We start from the raw sequence: 17,627 nt of genomic DNA on the forward strand, positions 1-17,627 counted from the left end.
TTCGGGCGGGAAAATTCGTGACGCACTTTTTTGAACCGCCTTGGAAGCTAAAGTTGAACAGGATTAGTCTTGACTGTGTTTATCAAAAAAATGAAACAACTGCATAACCATCTCTGACAGACAGCTCTATGACGTCTTCGTTCTAAACTTGCTTTTCTGAGGATATTAACCTAGTCACCAAGCTTGCCTTTCACCCCAGCCACATTTCGCTATTGAGCTATTTGATTAGTGAAAAGCTCATGTGAAGCCATAATGAACAATCTAAATGTGACCAAATGCAAACATTATGAATGTGCATTAGTAAATATGGCTTCACTAATTATGGATGATTATTGACCTAGAAAGGTTTTAGTCTCGCTTTCTTGTTAACTCGATGAATATCAATTCACTATTTAATCCATGATGAGTGAGTGAGGACTGATTGAAATTAAGAAAAAAAGGAGTATGTTCCATATTAACCCCATACAACACGCGGAGTAAAAATAGTATGAGTCTGATAGTCCAGATTACATTTGACTATAAACATGCTTTGCGTTGCGTATTTTCTACTATTACCGCTTGCACTTTTATCGGTTTCTACAAACTCAGTCGCCATGCTTTAAGTGAATGGTGCAACGAGTAACACTCTTTTTCGTTTTCAAAGTCTTTTCGACGTACTCAATGTCACTTTATCGAGCTTTCTAGTTCGTGTGATTCTTCGTGTATTGGCCTCCTGTAATCAGTTGATATAACTGATGTTGGCTGTGTGTGCGTCGTGTTTTTAATCGCTCTAATGATCTTAGGGTGATTTAGATTTTAGTAACGATATAGGAGTTATATCCTTATGATTCGTCTAATCACGAATGCAAGTCTCTACACGCCTGAGTATGTAGGCATTAAACACATATTGATCGCCGGCAATCAAATTGAGGCAATCTATGACCAAGATCACTGTCTTCAAACCCCAGCATTTGTTGAAGTCTTCGACGCAAAGGGAAAGTGCATTGTTCCAGGTTTTGTTGATGGCTTAGTTCATTACTGTGGTGGTGGTGGGGAAGGTGGATTTAAAAATAGAACACCAGAGCTCTTCGCACATGAGGCTAAGGAGTGCGGTGTAACCACGCTTGTAGGCGCTCTAGGTACCGACTCGCTCACGCGGACCGTTTCCAACTTGTTAGGAAAAGCCCGCGAATTGCAAGAGCATGGGCTCTCAGCATACTTTTATTCTGGTTCATATCATATCCCACTAAAAACGCTGACCACATCAGTAGAAAGCGATTTGCTTTATATCCCAGAAATTATCGGTGTTGGTGAAGTGGCATTGGCCGATCATAGAGCATCGGTAATCACCTTTAACGACTTGCTAGATATCGCCCGAAAAACGAAAACCGCCGCGTCACTAGCAGGGAAGAAAGGTGTGGTCTTCTGTCATATGGGGGATAGCCCTGAACAACTGTCTTTGATACGAAATGTTGTAGAACAATCCGACATCTCACATGAACACTTCATCCCCACTCATTGTAATCGGAACCCCCACCTTTTCGAAGACGCTATACGCTACGGCCAAGAAGGCGGGTATATCGATTTTACAACCAGCACTAATGAGGGACTTATTCAGGATGGTGAAGTCATAAGTGCAAAGGCCATAAAGCTTGCAATGGAGGCTGGCGTTGATCCATCACTTATCACTTTGAGCTCTGACGCGAACGCGAGCCTTCCTAGGTTTGATGAGAATGGGCATACCATCGGTGTTGATGTTGGTCGTATTTCCAGCCTTTTCGAATCAGTGAAACAAGCGCATTTCGAGTTTGATGTGTCTTTCGATAAAGCACTGGCTTGTATCACCAAAAACCCGGCTAAAGCACTAGGGTTGGTCCAAAAAGGTCATATTCGCGTTGGGGCTGATGCCGATATGGTTATGCTCGCGAGCGACACTCTAGACATAGAAGCAGTTTGGGCTCTGGGTCATAAAGTCTACACCCGCTAAAGATCAAATTATGTATATAAAGAGGTTGAGTTATGGAAACAAAAATAATGGATAGCTCGTCTAGAAAGACGTTCAAGATGCCGACGGTATACACCATATTATTTGCCATTATCGCAATGATAGCGGCTTTAACATGGGTCATTCCAGCAGGGAAATACGATTATAAAACTGCCGATACACAACAGCTTGTCACGGCACAAGAAGCATTAAGTTATGGAGGAGGAGAGCGACTCCTTCCTATTCCTGGCACATACACCGAGTTAGAGTCATCACCTCAAGGTGCCATTGATGTTCTTATGGCGCCAATCAAAGGCTTCCATAAGGCAGCGGATGTTGCATTGTTTGTTCTGGTCATCGGTGGTTTTTTGGCTGTCACAATGAAAACAGGCGCAATGGACGCTGGGGTCTCTGCCGTCGTCAATCAGTTTGAGGGGCGAGAGCAACTGCTCATCCCCATATTGATGTTTCTTTTTGCGATTGGGGGCTCAACATATGGTATGGCTGAGGAAACCGTTGCATTTTGGGCATTGATTTTACCCGTTATGGCAGCGGCAGGTTATGACCGTATGGTTACAGCTGGCGTTATATTACTGGGATCGGGAGTCGGGGTGCTGGCCTCTACTGTGAACCCATTTGCGACCGGTATTGCCTCTCGATTTACAGGGCTCCAAATTGGGGACGGGATCATTCTAAGACTTATCATGCTTGCGATCTTCTTTGTCGTTGCAGTTGTATTCGTCATGCGCTATGCCGCTCGCTCAAAAGCAGATCCCGAAAAGTCAGCACTGAATGGTGTTGAGTTTGATGATGACCTAACCAATGAAGTCCAAGCGTTAGAGTTTACCCCGGCTAGAAAAATGACTATGGCCGTCTTTTTCGGCACATTCATGGTGATGGTATACGGTGTTGTGCCCTGGGAAGATATGGGCATCAATGCTATGCCGACGCTTTGGTGGTGGTTCGATGAGCTGTCAACCCTGTTTTTCTCCGCAGCGATCTTAGTGGCATTGATTAATCGTATGCCTGAGAGTGATTTTATAAAGACTTTCCTTGATGGCGCTAGAGATTTAATTGGGGTTGCATTGGTCGTTGCAGTCGCGCGTGGCATCTATGTTGTCATGGGTGATGGTGCGATTATTGATACCATTTTGCATTGGGCAGAAGGGCTTGTTAGTGGTCTACCGTCCGGCGTATTTGTTGTTGTGACTTATTATGTCCATATTGTCCTCAGCTTTTTCATCCCTTCTACCTCAGGGCTTGCAACCGTTTCAATGCCACTAATGGGGCCGCTTGCTGATTTCTCAAACGTGGGGCGTGATTTGGTGATTACTGCATATCAATCTGCTACGGGGTGGATAAATATGTTCGCACCAACATCGAGTCATCTTATTGCTGGTTTAGCGTTAGCAAGAATCCCTTATGGACGTTTCTTTAAGTGGGTAATGCCATTTATTGGGACGGTATTCGTCATTACTAGCATCATTCTGTTTATTTCTGGGTCAATGTCATAGCCCATTGGCAGTCATTGTTGAGTTGGCGATGGCTGCCTTTTTTCTTCCTCATCTCATGAAAAGGAACTTTCAATGAAACAACATGTAATCACTTTGGCTCTCGCTTCGATATTAGCACTCCCTGTCACTGCGGAAGAACAGCAGGGGACGCTAGTTATCGCTGGAGGAGCGCTATCTTCAGCGACAATGGACGTTTATGAAGCATTTGTGAACTCGGTCGATAACGACCAGGTGAGAATCGGTGTTGTGCCCGCAGCGACAGGCTCAATAAACAAAAAATTTCTTAAGCTACAAGAAATCTTTTCTCAATTTGGTGTCAGTAATAATGATGTCGTACTGCTACCGCTTGCGGTAAAAGATGACAAGAAAACAAAAGATACAGATGAATCCACATGGCTAACCAATGGCAACGATACACAGTTGGCAGATGACGTTAAGAAATTGAACGCTATATGGTTTGTCGGAGGTGATCAAACCTTAATCACTCAAGTGCTACTCAATAAAGATGGATCGGATACGAAAGTCCTTGGCTCAATTCGAGAAGTGTTCCATAACGGAGGCGTTATAGGGGGAACCAGTGCGGGTGCAGCGATTATGTCAAAAACAATGATCGCTGGCGGAAACAGCACAGGTGCGTTATTCCAAGGCTCTAAGCGGGACTATACGAGCATGGATGAGCAAGAATATGGACCTGTCGTCACTCGAAGAGGTGCTAACTTTTTTACTTACGGAACTATCGACCAGCACTTTGACCGGAAAGCTCGCTTAGGCCGCTTGATAGTCTCGTTACTGGAAAAAGCGGATAGTCAGCCAGGTTATGGAATAGACGAAGGTACAGCGATGGTTGTAAAAAATGACATTGCAACGGTTGTTGGACGAGGTGGGGTTACAGTCATCAATGTCAGTTCGGCGAAACACACAAAAAAACAGTATCCACTCAGAGCGTCAAATGTTCGTTTAAGCTATTTACAGCCTGGCGATGAGTACAATCTATCTTCACATACTTATATCCCTCGGCCCAAGAGTTACAAAACCGTTGGTCATGAGTATTTTGATGTACCCGATGCGTCAGTCAGCGGCATCATGAGTTCGAATCGGAACTTAGACGAGTTCATTGGATTTAACATATTGGACAATAAAAGCGCAACACAAGCAGTATCTTGGGTTCTAGATGGAGAGAATCAAGGAATTAAACTTACCTTCAGTCAGGATGAACAATCTGAAGGGTATTGGAGTCAAGACATCACAGCAGACGTCTACAGTTTTGAAAACGTTAAACTGAATATTGACCCGATTTCTGTTCAGTTCAATGACTAATCCACTTTTTGAAGTTGGCCCGTTTCTCGGGAAGGGGCCAGCTTGTTCTCACTGTCTGCGAGTAATTCAAGGAACTCCTTGCCATCCATTAGCTAAACGGCGCATAGCGGCGAACTCGCTACTACTTTGCTGACTGCTATGATGCATCTTATGTCCTTAAGTCGGCAAGTTTTGTGCTGACTTGTTTTTGCCCCATTGTGAGCTACGTGAACCATCTGCTTGACCTAATTTTTGTAATGAGTGAAAGTTGCTGGAAATACCTGTTATTGTCTTTTGCTAACTTGTTGTTGACATGAAAACTAGTTTAAGTATTCGCACTTACACAAAGCGCTTTAGTCGCCATGTTCACGATAGCTATCATCAACTGGTACTGCCTATTCAAGGTAATATTCATATTGATATGGATGGTTTCTTGGGTAAGGTGAGTATCGGTGAATGCGTGGTGATCCCAAAAGGTGTAGCACATGGATTTAATGCTGATGAAGCAGCACGATTCATTGTAGCTGATCTTGATGAACTGCCTTCTCATTTGATCAGTGAGGAACTAGCTGTTTTTTCGACCTCCCCCCCTCTGTTGAGCTTTATTCACTTTGTTGAAAAGCAACTTGAACATCAGGTGGATAGTGCAATTGAAGCATCTATGGTAAGTATCTTCACCTTATTGCTGGGACAGCAAGAGTTGTCTCGAACTAACGATCCACGGATTCAAGCAGTGCAGGTGATGATCAGTGAACGGTTAGCCGAGCCTCTTACCATTCAGTCGCTTGCTAAGATTGCGTATCTTAGTCCAACTCAGTTCAAGAAGCTCTTCAAAGAAAACATAGGGATGAGTGTACTCAAATACATCACTGAGCAACGTATGGAGAAGGCTAAGGCACTGCTAACCCATACTGACTTACCTGTGCAGTGGGTAGCTGAGCGAGTAGGATACAGCGACCTTTCAGCTTTTAGCCGACGCTTTTCCGCCCACTATGGAATGTCTCCAAGGGAGTTCTCACGCTCTTGAGTTCGTCTATTTAAGCAACTATTGCGTCCTTTTAGCAAAAACATGATGTGATTAATCACCTAAAATCTCTGTCTCGTTATGAGTTTTTCGGTAGATTTATTTATGTTGTACAGTCGCTATACTTCCTATCAGCTTGGCATTTTCTCGATACTGTTTGCCTCAGTCTTATGGGGTACTACAGGTACAGTTGCTAGTTTAGCGCCAGATATTAGCTCTCTAGCAATAGGCGCTTTTTCAATGGGTGTTGGTGGGCTTTTTCAAGCCGCACTATCTCGCAAACAATTGCTAAATGATTTCAAAAAGATTCTTATTCACAAGAGAAAATTAGCGATTAGCGCAATCGCTTTGGCTGCCTATCCATTAGCATTTTATTCCTCGATGAGGCTGGCTGGAGTCGCAATTGGTACCGTGATTTCTATTGCCACAACACCGTTTTTTGCGGTCATACTTGAGTGTCTATTTAGCAAAGGTAAAAAAATCACGAAAAAATGGTTGCTAAGCTTCTCTGTCGGAATTGCAGGCATCATGTTGTTGGTTTTCTCTGAGTCACCTGCAACCCATACAGTTGATAACTTGAGACTGATTGGCATCTTGTTGGGTTTTATTGCGGGTTTGTGTTATGCCGTCTATTCGTGGGTTGCTAAGACACTGATTGAACAGGGTGTCCAATCCCAATCGGCTTTAGGCAGTATTTTTGGTTTTGGTTCGTTAATTTTGCTCCCAACACTTTTGGTTACTGGAGATAATCTTTTTGCATCAACAACCAATATTCTGGTAGTTGGCTATATGGCGTTGATTCCAATGGGGTTGGGTTATATTGCTTATGGATTTGGCCTAAGGTTTGTAACCGCCAGTAGTGCAAGTTTGATTACACTTTTTGAACCTGTTGTAGCAGCAGCTTTGGCAGTGGTGGTGGTTGGCGAGTCGATACCAATGCTTGGATGGAGTGGCATCGGTTTAATCCTAATTTGTTTGTTGATTCAAGTGAAAGGTAGATAGCCACCTACGAACCAACAGGTATAGATATTATCGTGTCTAGTTGTTTCCTATGTTAAGCAACTAGACTGACTGCTAACAAAGCTGTTCGATTATGATATATAAAGTCACACTAGGAAATGGCCCCCTCCAAGCGATTTTCCAATACCTATAATTATTCGTATATTACTAAATTAGCAACCTCGGTAACTCATTTATGTCCAGAAGTGTGCCAGCACCGTTCACGGCAAACACACATTTGCCGCTAAATGTGTTTAGATAAGTGCAAACCTTCATAAGTACAATTTGTCCAATAGGCTGTTGGACAAACTTTAGTACCCAATTTTGCAATAGTTGCCTGAGCAACGATCAAGCTCAGTTGTTGTAGAATCTGCAACAACTCATGTCTTCCCCTAAGTTGATTCCTTGTCTTCGTTCTAACGGCAGTCTAGCTGACTTTGCTATATTATCTAAACAGCCTAACAGGTTGTGTGCGAAAGTAGACCAGCAAAGAGCCGGTTGAGGATACTAAATATAAGTAGTGAATGAGGACATGATGACTAGTACACTTGTAATATTGGCAATCTTAGTCGTTGGCGTTGCAATAGGCATTTTAACGCTGAATGCACCGCGCCTTTCAGGTTGGGCGCACAGAAAAATTCGCGAGCGGGAACGGTCTATTTAATATCAATACATCTCAAGCTTTAGTCACTGTCACCACCTTAGCACGGTGAGCGCGGTAACCACCCTTATGTTAGACATTTCATAATGAGTCATTGTTTGGCATTAAAACTCACGATGTGCAAAAGATTCGCACTGTATGCGGGGTAAATTTCAACGATTCTATTCACATCTGCGCATTTATATTCATTGGTCAATATTCACATGCTAACTAAGAATCAGAAGTGTTAGGATCCGTCCTTGATGTCATGCTTTTAGAAGAGGGTGTTCTTTTTGCACAACAATAAAGCCAAAGTCTTGTCTCACTAATTGCAAAGAGTGGATTGACTCATATTTTTCATGGACACCAATTGTTCGCGTTAATTTTGCACTTTGGACACCGCTTTGGTTACCAAAAAAATTTTATTTGGACACCAGATGGTCACCGCGTGATTTTTGCGTGTTTGGTGAATTTGCGATGGTGAATAAACCTGAATGAAAATGCACTTAACAATAACGGAGTAGGGTGAAGGTCTAGGATTTAATGAATACCAAAGTTAGGCTGCTAGAAACAACAAAGCCCGCAAGTTAGCGGGCTTTGTGCTTGTTCTATAAGAACGAATATGGTGGATCCGGGCGAACTCGAATCGCCGACCCCCGCCATGTCAAGGCGGTACTCTAACCAACTGAGCTACGGATCCAGATTGTACTCTTTTTGCATTTGTATGCAGTAAGGAGTGGTGGGTCCGGGCGAACTCGAATCGCCGACCCCTACCATGTCAAGGTAGTACTCTAACCAACTGAGCTACGGACCCATTCCTTAAGAACGAGATGGATGTTACCGAGACTTATTCGTTCGTGCAAGCCCATTTTTATCGATTTGAACTCGTTTGCTCTTTATCTAAGCGAATTGTTGCTGTTTTATTCACGCTAGAATAAAAAACGTGCATTAAATCACATAGATATCTCTCACTATTTTTAGCGACCACGGCCATCAAACATCACGATGATGGTTTTGGTGATAATGCTTAAATCCATGCTCAGCCACGAACGTAACGAACAGAGCGATAATGCATAGCTGTGGTCAAAGCCTACTTTACGGCGCACATCATCAATACAGGTATCGTACCCTTGGTTGACTTGAGCAAGGCCGGTAATCCCTGGCATCACACCATAGGTACGATCAGCAAAGTAAGGAATCGCCGTTTCAAGTTTGTGGTAAAAGCTTGGGCGCTCTGGTCGCGGACCAATCAACGACATGTCTCCCTTTACCACGTTGAACAGTTGCGGGATTTCATCAAGGCGAGTCTTACGCAAGAATCTGCCCACCGGTGTTATACGCGGGTCGTTCTCTGTGGCCCAAACCGCGCCAGTACGCTGCTCTGCATCTTGGTACATGGTGCGAAACTTAATGATCTCGAAAAACATCATTTTGTCCGGAGTCGATTTACCGACTCTTAACTGTTTGTAAAACACAGGGCCAGGCGAGGATACCTTAATCGCTAGGGCAATAAACGGCATGAGTGGGCTAAAAAGCAGTAGAGCGAATAATGCGCCAAACAAGTCGAATAAACGTTTAGCAAGCCAGATTGAGTAGTGTGTTGATACGTTGCTCATAATCGTTCCTTATTGGTCTACACGAGACCATTTTCCTGATTCCAGTCCAAGTAAATAACGAAGTCCGCCGATCAAATTGGCCCAATGTCCGGCGACAATGTAATGCACTAAAGTGCAAATCTTGTGGCGAAAGACGCTTGGGAAGTGATGGCGTAATAGTGCAAGTGCATAGATAGCCAGTTGGCTTATCAGAGCCAGTGTGAATAGTGGGTAGTTAGCTAGCAGGGCAGAGGTAAACAAGCATACCAGCAGCAAATAAGGGGTCAGTAAGCGTAGCCCTTTACCCGAAAAGAAAGCAAAGGCGACGCCGCGGTACTTGGGTAAAAACATATCAAACAGCAAAATGGCTTGCTGCATGTTGCCCGCAGAAATGCGCAATCTACGCTGATAATCGCTGGCAGTGTTGGTTGCCTCCATCTCTAACGCCATAATCCGAGGTTCGTGGGTGGCTAGGTAGCCTCGGCGAACGATTTGCATCGGAATAATGAAGTCATCATTGATGGTGTTGCTGTCCATCGGCTCGAACAATGCGGTGCGGAACAAGTAGAAAGCCCCGTGCGCGCCTAAGGTTGAGCCGAGTTTGGATTCATTCATTTTGACCTGGCTTTGATACTGCCAGTAGCGATTCTCTCCCTCATTATTCGTCGCAAACAGTTGATAATGGCCATTGACGACACCGACTTTAGGGTTGTGAAAATGTTGATTGGCAAGCCACAAAGCGTCGACAGATATCAAGGCCGACACATCACTGAGAGCGGCGATGTCGGTATCTATGCTAGCAATATGCTGGTTCAAGATGGCGACTTTGCCTTGATTGCATTCAAACGCAAGAATCTCAAAGTGAGTGTCGCTACAGATCGCTTCTTGAATCGTTTGTTCGGCAATCTCAACGGTTTTGTCAGTGCATCCGTCGCAAACAATAATGACTTTGAACTTGTCTCGCGGGTAGTCTAAGCACGCTAAGTTGCGTATCTTTTCCGCTATCCATAGCTGCTCGTTATACGCTGGAACCAATATAGTCACCGACAGACACTGCTTATCCTGATTGTCTGGTTTGTAGCCGCGAGCAACCGACTCAACTGATTGGTTGGGCGTTTTTTTTGAATACCAAGCCAGCAGCATGGGATAAGCGACATGGTGATAACAAACCAAGAATGCGCTTAGTACAAACGTCGTGATTAGAATAACCTCAGTCATGCGTGTTTCTCCGTCGTCAATGACTCATAAGCTTGGATCATGGTGCGAATATCATTGTGTTGCAGGACGAATTGGCGTGGTGACACGGTTTGCTCGGCGCTAAGCTTGTCGCTGATCATCGCAGCCAATCCGCTTGGGTTGTCGGCTTCGACCACTGAACCGGTGCAAGGGCAGATGGTTTCTTCGCTGGCGCCGACTTGAGTAGCAACAGTGACAGTGTCACACGCTTGAGCTTCTAAAGTCGAAAGCGGGAAACCTTCACTGCGCGACGGTAGACAGAACAGGTCGAGTGATTGATAAAAACGCACCATTTCAGTCACCAGCCCTAAAAAGGTGACTCGATGTTGGATATTGAGCTCACATGCCAGTGCCTCCAATGCTGCGCGCTGAGAGCCCGTACCCGCCAAAGCCAAATGCACATCTTCCGGTAGCAGGGCTAAAGCGCGAAGCAGAACATCGTGGCCTTTGACATGCTCAAGTCGGCCCGCGCAGCCAATCAGCGTCACCTCGGTTGCAAGACCCAAGGTTTGTCGAGCAAGCAACTTGGAGCCAGGCTTGAATTTCTCACAATCGACACCGTTTTTGATCACAGTGACAGGGTGAGAGAAATGCTGATGAATCTGCTGTCGAACCAGTTCTGCATCGGCAACCCATTTGGGGCGAGCGATATGAACAGCAAGAGATTGAATGTGGCGATGACTTGGGTTGCCAAAGTGCCATGCATCATGCTCAGTATGAATACAGGTCTTGACCTGAGCTAACCGAGCCGCACAGCCAGCATATAAAATCGGGCCAATGTGGTGGGTGTGAACCACATCAGGTTTGAGAACGCGAAACAGGCGATAAAGCTGAAGCAAGGCTTTGACACTGACGCCAGAGGGCTTATCAAGAAACAGGATTTTGTCGCGGTACTGCTCAAGCCTTGGCCACTGTTTTAGTGCTTGGTGCTTGTTGCCCTCAAGACTAATCAGTAGGGTGCGCTGTCGAGACGACGAAAAAGACAGCATGTCCAGCGCCAATGATTCGAGCCCGCCTGGGGCTAAATGCTGTACGACATGGACGATCAATTTAGTGGGTAGAGTCATAGCGACGCCTCATAACTGTTATCAAAACTATTGATAAGATTGCATGGAGCGTGCCAGAAATTATTTCTATTATTATCAGTTAGTTATGTTGCTTTTGGCGCGGTTTTTCATCTTGCTAGTCAATCTGATTTTCAATTGTGAAGCGCGGTTTGACATTGGGAATATGAGTGATAACCGGAGCACCAGTAATGGCTTCAATTTCATCGCGGCGACGCACGGATGAATCAAAGAGTTCAATTAAGGTAGCGACACCCGCCCCCAAGCCTAGCCCTGCAACAATCCCGGCAATAATAAATACCAGCAATGGTAGGTTGGCGGGCCGACTAGGTGTATAAGGCAAGTCGATGATCTTTACTCGTTTGTTTTGCTCGAACACACCTAAAGAGCCAGTAAGCTGTGCCATTTCATAGCGCTGAATTAACTCATCATAGAGCTGACGTTTAATCTCAGCATTCCGCACCAAGCGATGCATGGTTTTGGCGTTGTCACCAAATTGATTGGCCTCACGCTCGAGCGTTTCAATCATAGATTGTAAGCTTTTGGTTTCTTCAGTTAACGACTCATAGCGGCTGCGAACAATTTGTAAGCTTTGCAATTGAGTGACCAGTAACGGCTGCACATCGCCAATGTCGCGCAGTTGGTTGCTGGTGGCAATTCCCCATAACTGATCACTACTGATATCGGGTTGGTCACTACTGAGCAGCAGTTTGCGTTCGTTCTCTAAACGACGAAGCTCGCGCTCTTTACCTTGAACTAGGCTGTGTTGGTCGGTGTATTTGGCTTTAAGTAAGGTTAACTCACTACGAATATCGATGATTTGGTCTTCAATTTTGCCTACCACAGGGTTGGTTTTCGACAATTGCTGGTCGAGTGACCCCAAACTGCGTTCAACCCCGGCCAGTTCCGCTTTCTTCTCAGCATAGCTTTGCTTCAATGAGGCCAAGCGGCCGAGGGCTTGCGACTGCATTTCGGGGGTAACAGAGGCAAATCGGTTTTTGAAATCCGCTAATTCATTTTCCGCGATATCTAACTCTTGGCGGCGTTTCTCTATATGAATCGCTAGAAATTCTGATGAATCTTGGATCGACGAACGCTCTGGCGCGAGCAGTTGCTCGATAAAATGTTCGCTGATCGACTCTAGCATCTGCTTCATCCCATCGGGTCTGGGTGCCGATAACGAGATTTGCAAAAAGTCTTTACCAGGTTGAGTGATGGTTAAACTGCTGGAGAGCTTATTGATGACATAGTCTTTGTCTTCAGGCGACATATCATCGTGAATCAAATTGTGTTCTTTGGCCACCGCACTCAATACATGGCGACTTTTTAGCAATGTGCTGAGCGCATTGAGGCGCTCTTTGAGCATGGTGGATACCGCGATGTCTTCTAGGAATGGGTTCATTTTCGCGGTTTCCTGAATCAACATCGAGGTATGCGATACATAAGTGGTCGGCGCCACTTTGCCAATCAATAAGCCGACAAAGGGTAGGATCAACACAGGTACGACGATCACATAGCGTTGTCGCCATGCGGCATTGAGTATCACGATCAAACGCAGTTTCAACTGATTCATAATGACTCCAATAAGCTAGTCAGTTGGGTTGAGCGGGCATCCCAACTGTAGGCACTAATGTCTGCTGCGGGGTGAGTATTACCACTGATAGCGATCTGCTTGAGTGCGGCGGAAAATTCATCAGCGTTGTTGACCACGCTGACTGAATGTCGATAAGGGGTCAGTGCAGGAAATGGAGTACCAATGACTGCGCTACCAGCGGCGAGATACTCCAGTAGCTTAAGTGGGCTGCATGAGGCGATTTGTTCGTTGTTGACAAAAGGAAGCAAGCTCACGTCCCAGTGTTGGCTATAGCTCGGCAACTGAGCGTGGGGACGCATACCCAAATAGTGCACGTTAATCAACTTGGGTAGCGGGTTGTGATTAAGCTCAATAGGCCCGATGAAGACGAAATCCCACTCGGGGTTATCGGCGCACACCTGATGGATTAAAGGATAATCCAACCAGCTAGAAAGGCTGCCATAAAAGCCCGCGATTTTTCGACTGGCACTGGGGAGGTCGCTGGCACGCTGACATGGAGTGCTAAAAAGCTGAGTATCCACGCCATGGGGAAGGTAGTGCCCCTTAGACGACGGGAACTTAGCCAGAAGCGCTGAACTCGCGGCGAAAATCAGATCGGCCTGTTGCGCGAGCTTGTTCTCGTGTTGCTGAACAATCGAGTGATCAACACCTGCAAGAGCAGAGAAGTCATCACCGCAATAGTAGACCACCGCAGATTCGCCCAAATGACCACAAAGATCTGCCGCGGTCGGCAGTGAGGTCCATAAAATGGGATCATTGAGGCCCAAACCCTCAATCATCGGCTTAAGCTGCAGGCACATTATCCATTTGGCGAATGAACGCGCTAACGGTGAGCGCGGCGCTGGCAAGGTTTTGATGTTGGCGATGGTGATATTGTGCGGGGGCACCTTGCTCGAACGATAACCGCTTTTACCGCGACCAAGTAACTTAAGTGCTGCGCGGCGGAGGTCGTGACGGTTGAGCTTGGGCTGTCTTAACCCAATCGAGTTGACCCACAGAACCTTGCGCTGCTTGGCTAAGCGGGTGATCAAGTGTTGAGTACTCGAAGGCAGACCGCCAAAGTCTTCACCAAAAACAATTAAATCACGCATGAGATTCTCCTTGTGCTAGATGTCGGATCACACGGGCGGGATTACCAGCCGCGACGACAAAGGGCGGAAGACTTTTAGTGACCACACTTCCAGTGCCGACTATGGTGCCTTGACCGATAGTGACATTGGGACACACCGTCACATTGGTCCCCAGCCATACATCACGCTCTAACACGATTTGGCCCACATCTTCGTCATTGTCACCAAACCCTTGGGCGCGCTGCTTGGCATCGAAAGCGTGCCCAGAATAGCCAAACAGGAAAGCTCGGCCAGCGATTCTTACGTTGTCATTAATCACTACACGGGTGCCGACTGCGATGGTGCTTTGCCAACCGATATCGACGTTGCTACCAATGATCAATTGCGGATCGCCAGATTGTGGCCGGCCGCTAAACGTGGTTTGGCCTGATATACGGCAGTGATTGCCAACTGAAATCGACAGTGGGCCAGAAACAAAGGGGACGCCGCCAAACAGGTATAAACCCTTGCCGCAGTCTTGAGTTCGGCCTTTAAATGCTGGCGTGTATATCACCAGTCGAGCGATTGTGCTTACGAGCGAGGTGATGGTTTTATAGCTCACATAGATAAGTTTATTGACTAGCGCTGGGGTAGGGAGATCACTGGCGCGTACCGTTTTCAAAATGAGAAACAATTTGCGATAAGCCGGTTTGTCGTGATGTTGCAGCCAAACCTTAAAGTGATTGATCTGTTGTGCCAACATAGGTGCACTCCGAAAAAAAGAACCGTACCTGCTCTGTTTCATGGAATGTGCCAAAATATAAAATCAATAAATTCAGATGCTTATATATCCTGCTTGCTGGGTTTCTCAATATGAGAATAGTTTTGAGTAAGACGAGAGATAGCAATACACAGCGAAGCAAGAATGTAGATGGGCCAGGTAAAGCCTTGGGTGAGGAAGGTTCCAGACACTATGGTACCGATAATACCCGCATACACCGCCAGTGATGTAGCGTACAGATAAGGGGATACCTGATGAGCATGCTGGGAGAGAATAGTGAGACTTTCGCGGCTAGTTTTGACCAGAGACACGATGATCGCGATAAACACCAGTAGCCCCAAAAAGCCGGTTTCAGCCAGCACACCAAACCAAGTGCTGTGTACGGCGTGGTTTAATCCGTCCCAGTGCGGGCTATAGAAAAAGTAGTTGGCGTAAAAATTATTCAGACCGACGCCGGTTAACGGGTTGTCGAGCGCCATTTTGAATGCGGCCTCCCAAGCGTAAAGTCGTCCCATTGCTGAGGCGTCAATCCCTTCTTCTGCTGACCCCCCGGATTGGCGATCTGAGATACCCGCGACCGCAAACAGCACAGCTAACCCGATGACACCAATCAAAATCAGTAACGATTTAGAGCGGATTAAACGTAAACCAAAGATGCCAAATACCGCCACCGAGCCCAGTAAACCACCGCGACTTTGCGTCGCAATCACAGCAGACATCGCCAGCACAAGGCCAATCATGCCGAGCACGCGAGAGAAACCAATGTGTTTGGTGGTGGCAAAACTAATCGCAAAAGCGAGTGGGAACATCAATACCAATGAAAGATCGTTAGGATCGCCCAACACCGAGCCAAGCGCGCGGCCAATGGTCACTCGAGTTCCCTCGACCAAACCAATGCCTGCTGCCGAGTTATACAGGGCGACCACCGCAATGAGAGATCCGGCAAGAATAATCAAAGTAGCAATGCGTCTCACGGCGATTTGACTGTCGACCAGCCACGCGATGGCGAGGGTCATCACAATGATCTTCCAGTAAATGTTTTTAAAATAGGTGATCGCAAGGCCTGGGTTCGAGGAGAGCACCGCGCCAATCACAACCAAGCCCCAAAATAGCGTCAACCAGGTTAAACTTGGGTGCCAAAATGGGGTCAATTGGCGACTTATCAGTACATGCCATAAAAGGGCTGACAGCGCGCCCAACGAGAGCAATAGAGGGATCTTGAGCGAGTAAAGCGCTGGAATGGCCTCATGAATACGAAAGAACGAAAACAGCACAAACAGACTAACCAGCCAAAAAGTCTGGTTGAGAACAAACAGTGCGCCAAGTGGGGCGAAACAGAGCACGATCACTAACGCCGGATGCGGCAGCCAATACCATAGTGCGGCAACGGAGAAAGAGAGCAGCCCCATCCACATCGTGGCTTTAGTGTGAGCGCGGGCAATCATGACGCTTTACCTAGTGAGCCGTGCAGCTCAACAATCAATGAACGGACACGTTCGACATGGATTAACTCCACTCGCGCGGCATAGGCGAGCAACGCACAGAGTTCTAATCCTAGCATTAACATCGACCATTGCGGCTTAAGCGAATACTGACTGGTGACGATAAACAGACAAGTCAGTAACAGTAGCCCAGTGAGGCGAACCACTGGATAGTTGAGTGGAGCCAATGCTTGGCTTTGATAGAGCACCAATACAAAACGACTTATCTGGCCTGTCATTAACGCTAGCAAAACCGCGTAGGTGCCGTAGTTTTGGGCGGCAAAACACACGCCGAAAGCCAGTGTGGTTGAGAACAGATTGATGAGCAGCAGCTGATTGGTTTTGCGCTGATACAGGAGACCAAAGTTAACCAGTTCGACCATTTCCTTGAAAATCATCATGATTATGGTGACACCAATAAAGGGAATCGCGGCCTGATAGGCGTGTGGCATTACCCAAGCGATAAACAACTGACTTAACCAACCAATCACTAACGCCAAAATGCACAGCAGCACCGCGCCTTGCGTTGTGGTGTTGGCCACATAGTCTCGCCCGCTCTTTTCCATCGCCTCAAAACGTTTCGGCATCCACCACATATGAAAAGGCTGTAGCGCGATGCCCACCGCGAGCGCAAATTTAGCGGCGATTGCGTACAGCCCTAACGTCGCCAAATCGGTTATCCCAGCAATTATCCAGCGCTCCGCGCCGCTGAGACCAAAAGCTACGACCCCAGATAACATTAACGGCGCCGAGTAGTAGAGATAATGTTGGCACTGCTTGAATGTTGGCAGGCGGTAGTGAAAACCGAGGTAGTGATGGAGGAATAAAAACTGGCCAAAGGTGCACAACACATTGACAGCAAAGAGAGTCGTTACATCCGGGCGGATAAACAGTACCAGCAGCAGTAAAGCAACTTGCGCAGTGACAGTCGCCATACAGAGTTTGAAAAACAGTTGCGCTTGATTGTGTAGCCTCAGCCAGGCGAGGCCGATAGCGAGCGGCGCTTCAAAACACAGCACTAGTGCCATCAACAGCCCTTGTTTTGGCTCAACCGGGAGCGAGGACGGTGCGAATAGTTGATACGCAAAGTAAAGGCTAGCGCTCAGCAGCAAAGAAAGGGTCAATGACAAACTGTATAACTCTGCTGCCTTTTCTCTGCGCTGTTCTTCACCATCAAGGGTACCAATGAATCGGTACAAGTTCTCATGCATGGAGAGACCAACCAGCAAACTCAAAAACACGGTAGTGATGCCGAGCAGTTCCAGTTGCCCGACCTGCTCCGGAGTGAGGAAATGAGTCATCAGCGGCAACGTGATAAGGGAGACGCCCTTGACCAGCACCAAGCTAACGGCGTATAGGCTGATGTGTTTTAACTGCGTGATGCCCATATC

The 17,627-nt window shown here is 46.5% G+C and carries 13 protein-coding genes and 2 tRNA genes; 5 read left to right on the plus strand and 10 right to left on the minus strand.

What is annotated here, in order from left to right; translation table 11 throughout:
• Positions 1-823: 823 nt before the first annotated feature.
• The 5 genes from iadA to MTO69_RS06600 all read left to right on the plus strand — a co-directional run bounded on the left by iadA (position 824) and on the right by MTO69_RS06600 (position 6,799).
• Positions 824-1,966, plus strand: coding sequence for a beta-aspartyl-peptidase (iadA, locus tag MTO69_RS06580; protein WP_248333860.1), 1,143 nt, complete (start codon positions 824-826; stop codon positions 1,964-1,966).
• A 32-nt stretch (positions 1,967-1,998) separates the two neighbouring features.
• On the plus strand, positions 1,999-3,477 hold the full coding sequence (locus tag MTO69_RS06585) for a YfcC family protein (RefSeq protein WP_248333867.1): 1,479 nt from the start codon (positions 1,999-2,001) through the stop codon (positions 3,475-3,477).
• Between the two features lie 72 nt (positions 3,478-3,549).
• Positions 3,550-4,794 (plus strand): cyanophycinase, encoded by a 1,245-nt coding sequence (locus MTO69_RS06590; RefSeq protein ID WP_248333876.1) that lies wholly within the window; start codon positions 3,550-3,552, stop codon positions 4,792-4,794.
• Between the two features lie 292 nt (positions 4,795-5,086).
• Positions 5,087-5,800, plus strand: a complete 714-nt coding sequence (locus MTO69_RS06595) for a helix-turn-helix domain-containing protein (protein ID WP_248333886.1) — start codon at positions 5,087-5,089, stop codon at positions 5,798-5,800.
• Positions 5,801-5,902: 102 nt separating this feature from the next.
• Complete coding sequence (locus tag MTO69_RS06600) at positions 5,903-6,799, plus strand: DMT family transporter (RefSeq protein ID WP_248333892.1); 897 nt, start codon at positions 5,903-5,905, stop codon at positions 6,797-6,799.
• A gap of 1,260 nt (positions 6,800-8,059) precedes the next feature.
• On the opposite strand, the gene MTO69_RS06605 is transcribed toward MTO69_RS06600, so the two are convergent.
• From MTO69_RS06605 to MTO69_RS06650, 10 genes are all read right to left on the minus strand, one after another.
• A tRNA-Val gene (locus tag MTO69_RS06605) sits at positions 8,060-8,136 on the minus strand.
• A 37-nt stretch (positions 8,137-8,173) separates the two neighbouring features.
• Positions 8,174-8,250: transfer RNA gene (locus MTO69_RS06610), tRNA-Val, on the minus strand.
• Between the two features lie 163 nt (positions 8,251-8,413).
• Positions 8,414-9,052, minus strand: coding sequence for a sugar transferase (locus tag MTO69_RS06615; protein WP_248333902.1), 639 nt, complete (start codon positions 9,050-9,052; stop codon positions 8,414-8,416).
• 9 nt (positions 9,053-9,061) lie between these two features.
• Positions 9,062-10,249 (minus strand): glycosyltransferase family 2 protein, encoded by a 1,188-nt coding sequence (locus MTO69_RS06620; protein ID WP_248333905.1) that lies wholly within the window; start codon positions 10,247-10,249, stop codon positions 9,062-9,064.
• Complete coding sequence (locus MTO69_RS06625; RefSeq protein ID WP_248333909.1) at positions 10,246-11,334, minus strand: glycosyltransferase; 1,089 nt, start codon at positions 11,332-11,334, stop codon at positions 10,246-10,248. Before MTO69_RS06625 ends, MTO69_RS06620 begins: the two co-directional genes overlap by 4 nt.
• 115 nt (positions 11,335-11,449) lie before the next feature.
• Positions 11,450-12,904, minus strand: coding sequence for a GumC family protein (locus MTO69_RS06630; protein ID WP_248333916.1), 1,455 nt, complete (start codon positions 12,902-12,904; stop codon positions 11,450-11,452).
• On the minus strand, positions 12,901-14,016 hold the full coding sequence (locus MTO69_RS06635; RefSeq protein WP_248333932.1) for a glycosyltransferase: 1,116 nt from the start codon (positions 14,014-14,016) through the stop codon (positions 12,901-12,903). Before MTO69_RS06635 ends, MTO69_RS06630 begins: the two co-directional genes overlap by 4 nt.
• Positions 14,009-14,737, minus strand: coding sequence for an acyltransferase (locus MTO69_RS06640; RefSeq protein ID WP_248333938.1), 729 nt, complete (start codon positions 14,735-14,737; stop codon positions 14,009-14,011). Before MTO69_RS06640 ends, MTO69_RS06635 begins: the two co-directional genes overlap by 8 nt.
• Before the next feature lie 80 nt (positions 14,738-14,817).
• Positions 14,818-16,170 carry an O-antigen ligase family protein gene (locus tag MTO69_RS06645; protein ID WP_432715655.1) on the minus strand — a complete coding sequence of 451 codons (1,353 nt, stop codon included), beginning with the start codon at positions 16,168-16,170 and terminating at the stop codon, positions 14,818-14,820.
• 26 nt (positions 16,171-16,196) lie between these two features.
• Entirely contained in the window at positions 16,197-17,624 is a 1,428-nt protein-coding gene (locus MTO69_RS06650; protein WP_248333947.1) for a lipopolysaccharide biosynthesis protein, read from the minus strand.
• Positions 17,625-17,627: the final 3 nt, after the last annotated feature.

The sequence above is a fragment of the Vibrio sinaloensis genome (genome assembly GCF_023195835.1).
GTDB classification, from domain to species: Bacteria; Pseudomonadota; Gammaproteobacteria; order Enterobacterales; family Vibrionaceae; genus Vibrio; species Vibrio sinaloensis_C.

What these genes read in the sequence shown, in the direction of transcription:
- MTO69_RS06650 (WP_248333947.1), bottom strand. Translation starts at nt 17,624, where the DNA reads ATGGGCATCACGCAGTTAAAACACATCAGCCTATACGCCGTTAGCTTG.
- MTO69_RS06595 (WP_248333886.1), top strand. Translation starts at nt 5,087, where the DNA reads ATGAAAACTAGTTTAAGTATTCGCACTTACACAAAGCGCTTTAGTCGC.
- MTO69_RS06615 (WP_248333902.1), bottom strand. Translation starts at nt 9,052, where the DNA reads ATGAGCAACGTATCAACACACTACTCAATCTGGCTTGCTAAACGTTTA.
- MTO69_RS06590 (WP_248333876.1), top strand. Translation starts at nt 3,550, where the DNA reads ATGAAACAACATGTAATCACTTTGGCTCTCGCTTCGATATTAGCACTC.
- iadA (WP_248333860.1), top strand. Translation starts at nt 824, where the DNA reads ATGATTCGTCTAATCACGAATGCAAGTCTCTACACGCCTGAGTATGTA.
- MTO69_RS06645 (WP_432715655.1), bottom strand. Translation starts at nt 16,170, where the DNA reads ATGTGGATGGGGCTGCTCTCTTTCTCCGTTGCCGCACTATGGTATTGG.
- MTO69_RS06620 (WP_248333905.1), bottom strand. Translation starts at nt 10,249, where the DNA reads ATGACTGAGGTTATTCTAATCACGACGTTTGTACTAAGCGCATTCTTG.
- MTO69_RS06630 (WP_248333916.1), bottom strand. Translation starts at nt 12,904, where the DNA reads ATGAATCAGTTGAAACTGCGTTTGATCGTGATACTCAATGCCGCATGG.
- MTO69_RS06640 (WP_248333938.1), bottom strand. Translation starts at nt 14,737, where the DNA reads ATGTTGGCACAACAGATCAATCACTTTAAGGTTTGGCTGCAACATCAC.
- MTO69_RS06585 (WP_248333867.1), top strand. Translation starts at nt 1,999, where the DNA reads ATGGAAACAAAAATAATGGATAGCTCGTCTAGAAAGACGTTCAAGATG.
- MTO69_RS06600 (WP_248333892.1), top strand. Translation starts at nt 5,903, where the DNA reads ATGTTGTACAGTCGCTATACTTCCTATCAGCTTGGCATTTTCTCGATA.
- MTO69_RS06635 (WP_248333932.1), bottom strand. Translation starts at nt 14,016, where the DNA reads ATGCGTGATTTAATTGTTTTTGGTGAAGACTTTGGCGGTCTGCCTTCG.
- MTO69_RS06625 (WP_248333909.1), bottom strand. Translation starts at nt 11,334, where the DNA reads ATGACTCTACCCACTAAATTGATCGTCCATGTCGTACAGCATTTAGCC.